Source organism: Thalassotalea insulae (assembly GCF_030161395.1).
In the GTDB taxonomy this organism is placed as follows: Bacteria; Pseudomonadota; Gammaproteobacteria; order Enterobacterales; family Alteromonadaceae; genus Thalassotalea_E; species Thalassotalea_E insulae.
Map to the genome: position 1 here is coordinate 1 of NZ_BSST01000002.1, position 9,022 is coordinate 9,022.

Annotated in this window: 15 protein-coding genes and 1 pseudogene; 6 read left to right on the forward strand and 10 right to left on the reverse strand. The window is 38.1% G+C overall.

Annotated elements, in window-relative coordinates; all coding sequences use genetic code 11:
- A pseudogene (locus tag QQK06_RS19635) lies at positions 1 to 188 on the forward strand (IS110 family transposase); the annotation flags it as partial.
- A 40-nt stretch (positions 189 to 228) separates the two neighbouring features.
- Here QQK06_RS19635 and QQK06_RS19640 read toward each other — a convergent pair.
- Positions 229 to 561, reverse strand: a complete 333-nt coding sequence (locus QQK06_RS19640; RefSeq protein WP_284246654.1) for a hypothetical protein — start codon at positions 559 to 561, stop codon at positions 229 to 231.
- Positions 562 to 967: 406 nt separating this feature from the next.
- Here QQK06_RS19640 and QQK06_RS19645 point away from each other — a divergent pair, with 406 nt between their 5' ends.
- A complete protein-coding gene (locus QQK06_RS19645; RefSeq protein ID WP_284246211.1) occupies positions 968 to 1,924 on the forward strand; it encodes an IS110 family RNA-guided transposase in 957 nt (318 codons plus the stop codon).
- Positions 1,925 to 1,946: 22 nt separating this feature from the next.
- On the opposite strand, the gene QQK06_RS19650 is transcribed toward QQK06_RS19645, so the two are convergent.
- Positions 1,947 to 2,297 carry a hypothetical protein gene (locus tag QQK06_RS19650; RefSeq protein ID WP_284246655.1) on the reverse strand — a complete coding sequence of 117 codons (351 nt, stop codon included), beginning with the start codon at positions 2,295 to 2,297 and terminating at the stop codon, positions 1,947 to 1,949.
- Between the two features lie 168 nt (positions 2,298 to 2,465).
- Here QQK06_RS19650 and QQK06_RS19655 point away from each other — a divergent pair, with 168 nt between their 5' ends.
- The gene (locus QQK06_RS19655) at positions 2,466 to 2,717 is read left to right on the forward strand and encodes a type II toxin-antitoxin system Phd/YefM family antitoxin (RefSeq protein ID WP_284246656.1); all 252 of its coding nucleotides are present in this window, start codon (positions 2,466 to 2,468) and stop codon (positions 2,715 to 2,717) included.
- Entirely contained in the window at positions 2,714 to 2,974 is a 261-nt protein-coding gene (locus tag QQK06_RS19660; protein ID WP_284246657.1) for a Txe/YoeB family addiction module toxin, read from the forward strand. Before QQK06_RS19655 ends, QQK06_RS19660 begins: the two co-directional genes overlap by 4 nt.
- Before the next feature lie 101 nt (positions 2,975 to 3,075).
- On the opposite strand, the gene QQK06_RS19665 is transcribed toward QQK06_RS19660, so the two are convergent.
- Together QQK06_RS19665 and QQK06_RS19670 are read right to left on the reverse strand one after the other, a co-directional pair.
- Entirely contained in the window at positions 3,076 to 3,462 is a 387-nt protein-coding gene (locus QQK06_RS19665) for a DUF3303 domain-containing protein (protein WP_284246658.1), read from the reverse strand.
- Positions 3,463 to 3,813 carry a hypothetical protein gene (locus tag QQK06_RS19670; protein WP_284246659.1) on the reverse strand — a complete coding sequence of 117 codons (351 nt, stop codon included), beginning with the start codon at positions 3,811 to 3,813 and terminating at the stop codon, positions 3,463 to 3,465.
- A 343-nt stretch (positions 3,814 to 4,156) separates the two neighbouring features.
- On the opposite strand from QQK06_RS19670, the gene QQK06_RS19675 reads away from it, so the two are divergent.
- Entirely contained in the window at positions 4,157 to 5,110 is a 954-nt protein-coding gene (locus QQK06_RS19675) for an IS110 family RNA-guided transposase (protein ID WP_284246661.1), read from the forward strand.
- 40 nt (positions 5,111 to 5,150) lie between these two features.
- On the opposite strand, the gene QQK06_RS19680 is transcribed toward QQK06_RS19675, so the two are convergent.
- The 6 genes from QQK06_RS19680 to QQK06_RS19705 form a co-directional block, all read right to left on the reverse strand.
- Positions 5,151 to 5,393: a hypothetical protein gene (locus QQK06_RS19680; RefSeq protein WP_284246662.1), complete on the reverse strand. Its 243-nt coding sequence runs from the start codon at positions 5,391 to 5,393 to the stop codon at positions 5,151 to 5,153.
- A gap of 443 nt (positions 5,394 to 5,836) precedes the next feature.
- A complete protein-coding gene (locus tag QQK06_RS19685; protein ID WP_284246663.1) occupies positions 5,837 to 6,214 on the reverse strand; it encodes a GFA family protein in 378 nt (125 codons plus the stop codon).
- A 171-nt stretch (positions 6,215 to 6,385) separates the two neighbouring features.
- A complete protein-coding gene (locus QQK06_RS19690; RefSeq protein ID WP_284246664.1) occupies positions 6,386 to 6,700 on the reverse strand; it encodes a hypothetical protein in 315 nt (104 codons plus the stop codon).
- Between the two features lie 110 nt (positions 6,701 to 6,810).
- Complete coding sequence (locus tag QQK06_RS19695) at positions 6,811 to 7,044, reverse strand: Imm32 family immunity protein (RefSeq protein ID WP_284246665.1); 234 nt, start codon at positions 7,042 to 7,044, stop codon at positions 6,811 to 6,813.
- A gap of 113 nt (positions 7,045 to 7,157) precedes the next feature.
- Complete coding sequence (locus QQK06_RS19700) at positions 7,158 to 7,463, reverse strand: hypothetical protein (protein WP_284246666.1); 306 nt, start codon at positions 7,461 to 7,463, stop codon at positions 7,158 to 7,160.
- A 109-nt stretch (positions 7,464 to 7,572) separates the two neighbouring features.
- Positions 7,573 to 7,899 carry a hypothetical protein gene (locus tag QQK06_RS19705; protein ID WP_284246667.1) on the reverse strand — a complete coding sequence of 109 codons (327 nt, stop codon included), beginning with the start codon at positions 7,897 to 7,899 and terminating at the stop codon, positions 7,573 to 7,575.
- 357 nt (positions 7,900 to 8,256) lie between these two features.
- Here QQK06_RS19705 and QQK06_RS19710 point away from each other — a divergent pair.
- Positions 8,257 to 9,022, forward strand: a 766-nt coding sequence (locus QQK06_RS19710) for an IS110 family transposase (RefSeq protein WP_284246668.1), incomplete at its 3' end; no start/stop codon positions are given.

A 9,022-nucleotide genomic window follows, 5' to 3' on the forward strand; every position in this document is an offset into this window, starting at 1 on the left:
GAACGGCAATGTACATGGCGATGATGTCCGCAATCCAATGTAACTCAGTTTTTAAAGGTACTTACGAACGGTTATTAGCGGCAGGAAAACCAAAAAAAACAGCATTAATTGCCTGTATAAGAAAGATGATTGTGATCTTAAATTCAATGGTAAGAGATGGTGTCATGTGGGCTCCTAAAATGAGTTGAGAATTAGGAATTGACACCATAGTCACTTGTTATATGAATTTTACCAAAACCATAAGTTTTGACCGCCAGTTGCCCCGACAGAAAAGTCATATTTACCGTTTAAGGCATCAATTATCCCAGCCTTTAAAACTGGTATTTTTTGAATACCAATATAAAAATGTAATTTACTCTGTTCACTTTTAAGATGCCAACAATCATCTTCATTTGATAACGATACTAGTACCTTTTTCTCTGGTGTTTTTTTGAGGGTTGATGATGCCGACCATACGTCGGGGTCGACTAAATTGAGTGTTCTTTTAGAACCAACAGGAGAATCTTCCAATAACTTTAGAAAATCTAAAAAGTTTTCATACCCAATTTTGTCGGCACTCATGTGCCAACCAGGAAAGTTTTTGTTAATTGGAACATATCTCCATAGTGAAATACGCCCTTCTTGTTTCCAGAGGTTTAGATTCATCAATTCATATAACGCCCTGTTAAGGGGCTGATTAATGTTTGGCTAAAATGTGTAGCGCAGCGAAACCGAGCCAAACGTTAGCAGTCCCGCGCTTAAACAGCTTGTATGGATAATAAACCCACCAAAATAACTTTTATTCGGTAAAGTGAGACCCTAGCCTTAGCTGCAACTAAGGCCTTCTTTTACAGTAGTTCGATTGAACGATGGCTCCTCAGTTGAGAGACCGATAACAAGAACGAACGCTATAAAAGACTCCAAGCAAAATACTCGAATAGTCTACTGGGTCTCGAACCCGCATTACGCAAGCAAGGGTTAGCTTATTATGAAAAACACAATCAATCAAAACATTAATGTCGGTGTTGATACCGGTAAATTTCAATTAGATATTTATCTGCGTCCAATTGATATCTATTTTACCGTTTCAAATGATGAAAAAGGTATCAATGAAGCGATTAGTACCATTAAAAAATACAATGTCGAGCGCATTGTCATTGAAGCAACTGGCCGCCTGGAAATGCCTTTTATTATGGCTTGTGCTAAAGCTAAGCTACCGTTTGTCATTGCTAATCCTATTCACATCAAACGTTTCGCTGGTGCCATTGGACAACGTGCAAAAACAGATAAGCTTGATGCACAGCTTATTGCGCACTACGGTGACGTGATAAAACCTAAACTATCCCAATTAAAGCCAGATACCATGCAAGCAATGAGCGATTTAGTCGCCAGAAGAAATCAATTATTAGTGATGCAAACCATGGAAAAGAACCGCTTACAAATTTTACCTAAAGAGCTAGCCATGACCATCAAACCTATCCTCACCGCCTTTAAGCAACAGATAATCAAGATTGAAAAGAAACTCATAGCACTCATTGAATCTTGTCCCGATTATCAGGCGAAGAACACAATCCTACAAAGCATGACTGGGATAGGAAAAATAGCCTCAGCATCCATTATCAGCAACTTGCCTGAATTAGGTTACATGACAAGTAAACAAGCCAGCAGCCTCGTAGGCGTTGCACCGATGAACCGAGAAAGTGGTCGGTATCGAGGTCAACGTAAAATCCAAGGAGGCAGACACCAAGTACGTACGGTTTTATACATGGCGATGATGTCAGCGATTCAAAGCAATCCTATTTTTAAAGAAACTTACCAGCGATTAGTTGCCGCAGGTAAACCTAAGAAGGTGGCAATAATTGCCTGCATTAGAAAGATGGTCGTGATATTAAATTCAATGCTTAGAGACGGTGTTATGTGGCAAGCGCCAAAAACTAAAATTTAGCTATTGACGCCATAGTCTCTTGTTATATGGCTTTATGACCACTTCTATTTTTAGCACCAATAAACACCGCGGTTATTATTATAATAAGCTCTAGGATTAGATCGTAAGCCCAACCTTTTGGATAGTGAACTAAGCCAATAATCAAATACATAGCGAGCAAACCAATTGCGAAATTTAGTACGTAAACAATAGCTGAACCAGCAAATGGCTTATCTAACTTTTTTCCTAAAAATAAAAATATGGTAAATGAAACAAAGTAACTCACATATTTACTATATTCTTCGAGTGATTGAGCATAGCTAAAAATTACTCCAATAGCTAAATGCAGAAAAAATAGTAAAAATGTAAATCCAATTATTACTCGAAAACTCATGACTTCCTTATCGCCATATAACGCCCCATTAAGAGGCTATAAAATAGTTGGTTAAAATAAGCGAGGCACGAGCAAAAACCAACTGCTTTTTGTCCTGCTTTAATGACTTGTTATGTGCAGTATGCTATATTGTACAAATAAACGTACATGAACATTTTGGAGAACCAAATGGACGCAATTAGTTATACTGCTGCTAGAGCTAATTTAGCCAATACAATGGCGCATGTTTGTAATGACCACGCACCTATTATTATTACGCGCAAAAGCGAAGCTCCTGTAGTGATGATGTCACTTGAAGATTACAACGCAATGCAAGAAACTACATATTTACTTAGATCTCCAGCGAATGCCAGAGATCTTTTAGAATCTATTGCAGAGCTTGAAGCTGGAAACGGTACTGAAAGAGAACTTCTGGAATGAAGCTAACGTTTTCTACCAAAGCTTGGGAGCAATACCTTCATTGGCAGAGTACCGATAAAAAGATGCTCAAGCGGATTAACTTGCTAATTAAAGATATTCAGCGAACACCTAATGAAGGTATTGGAAAGCCAGAACCTTTAAAGCATGGCCTCTCGGGGTATTGGTCTCGTCGTATTAACGACGAACACAGAATAGTTTATAAACATCAAGATGACACAATTCTAATCGCACAGCTCCGATACCATTACGGCACATAACGCCTCATTAAGAGGCTAAAAATAGTTGTTTAAAATAAGCGACGAAGGAGAAAAAACCAACTGTTAAAAGTCCCGCACTGCAATGGCTTGTTATGTGTAATTTAGTCGAGCGGCACTAGTTCAAAGTCGACGAAGTCATCCCACTTTTTGAACCATTCATAAAATAACTCAATATTGTTTGATTCCATAAGCTGATAACAAACATTAAGCTCCTTATTCACCCAAGAATTCAAGTAATGCAACCCATCTGGAAACATACGACCTTGAGCATTATATCTTTCATAATTAGCTTCGATACAGCCAGGTTTGAATTTCTCAACAACCATATACTTTTTCAAATCAATACTTCCTTTAGGGGATAAAATAGCAGACACAACCTGCTTTACACATAACGCCCTAATAATGGGCAAAAAATTGTTGGCTAAAATGTTGAGGAACGAAAACAGCCAACTTTTTTTGTCCTTATTTATTAGCTTGTTAAGTTGCATTTACACACCGTAAGCTAACATAACAGCCATTGCAAGGGGCATTAAAAGTAAAACAACAAACATTACAACCTCTAGCCACTCTTTAGCCAGAGTTACAGAATACCAAAACGGATTTATTGAGGTACTTGAGTCGAGCTTTCCGAAGTATTGCAGGAAGCCTGCAATGAAGAATGCCTCTGCCCCTAATATTGCAGCTAACATAGCGACAAATGATAGGTATGGAGTTTGCTGACTAATATTGCTCAATATAAAGAAGAGAACAATAAGAGCAACAGTTGAAATAATAAATGATTTTTTCAGGTGAGCATATTTCACTGCTACCTCATTAAATCCTTTTGGGGAGAATATCACCCGAACTCCTTTTGCAATTTAACGCCTTACTAATGGGCGCAAAATGATTGGCTAAAATTGTGAAGCGAAGCGGAACCGAGCAAGCTGTTAGCAGTCCCGTTACTGTAATGGCTTGTATGGATAATAGCAGCCAAATCTTATTATTCTTTTTAATCCTTTTCGGGTAGTGTGAGGCCCAAGCTTTGGCTGCAACCAAAGCCTTTTTATATGGTAGTTCGATGATTGGCAGGCTCCTCTATTGAGAGACCGATAACAAGTACGAACGCCATATAAAACTCCAAGCACTAAACTCGGATAGTCAACTGGGCCTCGAGCCCGAATAGCAAGGCAGAGTCAGCTTATTATGAATAACAAAAATAATCAAAACGAAATAAATGTTGGTGTTGATACTGGCAAATCACAACTCGATATTTACATACGCCCGTTAGATATTTATTTCACCGTGACTAACGACGAAATAGGTATTAAAAAGGCGATTAAGGAAATCAAAAAATATAAACCAACACGCATCACTATTGAAGCAACTGGACGTCTTGAGCAAGACTTTATTATGGCTTGCGCAAAAGCTAATTTGCCTTTTGTTGTAGCCAACCCTGCACATATCAAAAAATTTGCAGGTGCCATAGGGCAGCATGCAAAAACAGACAAATTAGATGCACAACTTATTGCATATTACGGTGAAGCGATAAAGCCCAAACTTTCAATGCTAAAGCCCGCTACCATGCAATTGATGAGCGACTTACTTTCTCGTCGTAGACAGTTAATAGGTATACAAACCATGGAAAAGAACCGTCTAAAAATCATGCCAAAAACAATCAGCAGTATGATTAATCCCATTTTAACTGCCATTAAAAATCAGCTCGATAAGCTAGACCAAAAACTACTTAAATTAATGGAAAGCTGTGAGGATTATAAAACTAAAAACATGATAATCCAGAGCATGCCTGGTGTTGGTAATGTCGTCGCTTTCAACTTACTAAGCGATATGCCTGAGCTCGGTTATCTAACAAATAAACAAGCATCGTCATTGATTGGTGTTGCGCCATTTAATAAAGAAAGTGGTATCTATCGTGGCACAAGACAGATACGAGGAGGACGTCCCAAAATTCGAACGGCAATGTACATGGCGATGATGTCCGCAATCCAATGTAACTCAGTTTTTAAAGGTACTTACGAACGGTTATTAGCGGCAGGAAAACCAAAAAAAACAGCATTAATTGCCTGTATAAGAAAGATGATTGTGATCTTAAATTCAATGGTAAGAGATGGTGTCATGTGGGATCCTAAAATGAGTTGAGAATTAGGAATTGACACCATAGTCACTTGTTATATGCCGCTTAATCAATATGCTCGTAAGGCGAACCGCCACCCAATGGAGCCTTACTTTTAGGTTTGTTAATAACTTGGCTTTTATTGAAAAGCCACATTACCAAAGCGCCAACAAATGGAACTAACCAAACAATTACTGTTTGAGCAATTTTCTGGAATTTTTCTAAATCATCTCGTGTAAATAGGAATATACTTACAAGAACATTTATTACAGCTAGAGTGGCTGCGATTATTAACAATGTGCTATCCATTTCAGCGATTCTCCATAGGTATATAACGCTTTAAACAGCGGCTAAGACACGTTTGCTATAATGCGCGCAGCGCGAGCAAGCGTGGCGTGTCCGCCTGATTTTACTTGTTAGCTGGCAACGATACCAAGTCAGTAAGTAAAACCACTTTGTTGATTTACCGCTAAACTAATTGATTACGCTGAAAAGGTAAATAATTAATTGAGACTTTACATAAAGTTAAGGCATAACCATTTAAATTAAACGCCTGACTTTAACTTAACACTAAGTTTAAATAGTTAACCAAGAAAAGTACGCCAAGCGATAAAAGTGAAAAGCTTAAAACAATAAAATAGTTTTGCCTGCTAACGCCCAATTAACGGGCAAAAAATTGTTTGCTAAAATGTTGAGGCACGAAAACCGCAAACTGTTTTTTGTCCCTGTTTAATTTCTTGTTATAACGGACTTTACTCGTACTCTTGTTGTTGAGGTAAGTTATCAGATATATCATGCCAAGCGGCTTTGCTACCAACATAAATATGACGAGTTGGTTTTACTTTAGGATCAGTGTCTAAGGTGCCAAATGGAAAACCTAAAACATCAGGATTCTCATCAAATTTAGTAAATAGGCTTGAACCACAATTAGAACAAAAACCTTTATGTTCACCTGGGGAGGACTCATAAAATTTAATAAATTTATCACCTTGAATCGTTTTCCAGCTTTCAGATTTAATTTTCGCTCTTGTTCTAAACGCTGAGGCATGTAATTTACGACACATACTACAATGACAATTTAGTACATCTTCAAATTCACCATCAATTTCATATTTAACTTGATTACACAAGCAACTTCCTTTGTTTATCACAATACTCTCCGTACGTTATAACGCCGCGTTAAACGGCTTAGTTATGCTTGCTAAAATGTGAAGCGCAGCGAAACCGAGCAAGCATTACGGTGTCCGACTTTTTAAACGCCTTGTTAGCTCTCATTGCGACTTAAGAACTGCATATCTAGGTTACTCTCGATCGCCCCAGGTATCACAATTTCCATAACCAATAATCTTAATCGTCTTATTCTGTGCTTGGGCAGAGAGAACTAGTGAGTACATCGCCCTCCCAGATTCTTTTTCTAAAGATTGGGCCCAAGCTTTACCACCTGCATCCGTGCTGCAAGTAGGGACATCTGACCTCTCTCCATCCAATACGAACATAAATACACCATGCCCATTTCCGCCATCAGAATGAGCTATGATACTGACGACTTTTCCCTCTGCAGAGCCTCCATGTGCGGATAAAGTAAAAAACAAAGTTAAAAAAAATAATGTTCTCATAGGTTTCCTTATTGAGAGCTAACGCCCCATTAATGGGCTAAATTTAGTTGGCTATAATAGTGAACGCAGTGAACAAAGCCAACTAGATTTTGTCCCTGTTTAATGGCTTGTTATGTTGAATTTTTACATATGACTATGTCAGGCATATCATCTGTCCATACAGAAGAGTCATCCTGTAGGTGCACATGCTCAAAATCTGGAAGTTGCTCAATATCATCTGCAGCTTTATTTAGGAAGTTTGCAATATTTCTTAAAACTACAGGAGATGTACTCAATGTGATTTCAGATAATTCGATGCAAACAGGATCATCATCTTCAGTTTTCTCATATCCGTAAATTTTCATATCATTCTTCCATGAAACATAACGCCCCATTCAGGGGCTTTTACACAGTTGGCTAAAATAACGAACGCAGTGAGGAAAGCCAACTGTTAAAAGTCCCGCACTGCAATGGCTTGTTAGTTACCGATTCCCTCGGCCCATAATTTATGAGCCTCTAGGTCTTCTGCAAATCCAGCGGAAACTAGTACATCACGCCAATCCTTTTTAGCTTGCTTAATAGTAATTTCAATATCCTGATTTTTTGAATAACTAGACTTTAAAATAGCTAAATGAATACGTTCTAATTGCTCCAAAGACCAACCATTACAACCCAAAGACATACTATTACAGTCTAAATCAAGCATATCTGCTATTTCCATGGCTTCTCGTGATTTATATAAATGATGAATAACCTTTGTTGTCGTTTTAGTTAGATTTTTCATACTTATCCATAGGAAACTAACGCCGCAATATGGGGCGTATTAAGCTTGGCTATAATAGCGAAGAATGAGCGCCAGCCAAGCTTTAGACGTCCCATTTATAATTGCCTTGTTAGCTTTGCTTAACACTTCTTACATGTTTGATTCTTGAGATCCCCTCGATACATCCATCAATTTCCAGGTATAAAGGGTGATTAGTCATATGCGAGGATAATATTAGAGAATAAATTTCTTTAAAATACGAATGGCTTTCATCTAAGATATAATAATCTGCTCTTCCACACTCGCCTAAGTCTGACATATTTTCTTGAATAATTAGCACGCCAGTATGCCCCTCGTAAAATCTAATAGCAGATATTTTTCCGTTACTAGAACCACTGGCTGCATTTACGATAAACGAATTTAAAAGCAAAGCACAAATAACACATAATTTTTTCATTTAATTCTACACTCCAATATGAGAACGTAAAGCTAACGCCCCATTCAGGGGCTGATAATAGCTTGCTAAAATTGTGCAGCGAAGCGGAACCGAGCAAGCTGTTAGCAGTCCCGTTACTGAAATGGCTTGTATGGATAATAACAGCCAAATCTTATTATTCTTTTTAATCCTTTTCGGGTAGTGTGAGGCCCAAGCTTTGGCTGCAACCAAAGCCTTTTTATATGGTAGTTCGATGATTGGCAGGCTCCTCTATTGAGAGACCGATAACAAGTACGAACGCCATATAAAACTCCAAGCACTAAACTCGGATAGTCAACTGGGCCTCGAGCCCGAATAGCAAGGCAGAGTCAGCTTATTATGAATAACAAAAATAATCAAAACGAAATAAATGTTGGTGTTGATACTGGCAAATCACAACTCGATATTTACATACGCCCGTTAGATATTTATTTCACCGTGACTAACGACGAAATAGGTATTAAAAAGGCGATTAAGGAAATCAAAAAATATAAACCAACACGCATCACTATTGAAGCAACTGGACGTCTTGAGCAAGACTTTATTATGGCTTGCGCAAAAGCTAATTTGCCTTTTGTTGTAGCCAACCCTGCACATATCAAAAAATTTGCAGGTGCCATAGGGCAGCATGCAAAAACAGACAAATTAGATGCACAACTTATTGCATATTACGGTGAAGCGATAAAGCCCAAACTTTCAATGCTAAAGCCCGCTACCATGCAATTGATGAGCGACTTACTTTCTCGTCGTAGACAGTTAATAGGTATACAAACCATGGAAAAGAACCGTCTAAAAATCATGCCAAAAACAATCAGCAGTATGATTAATCCCATTTTAACTGCCATTAAAAATCAGCTCGATAAGCTAGACCAAAAACTACTTAAACTAATGGAAAGCTGTGAGGATTATAAAACTAAAAACATGATAATCCAGAGCATGCCTGGTGTTGGTAATGTCGTCGCTTTCAACTTACTAAGCGATATGCCTGAGCTCGGTTATCTAACAAATAAACAAGCATCGTCATTGATTGGTGTTGCGCCATTTAATAAAGAAAGTGGTATCTATCGTGGCACAAGACAGATACGAGGAGGACGTCCCAAAATTC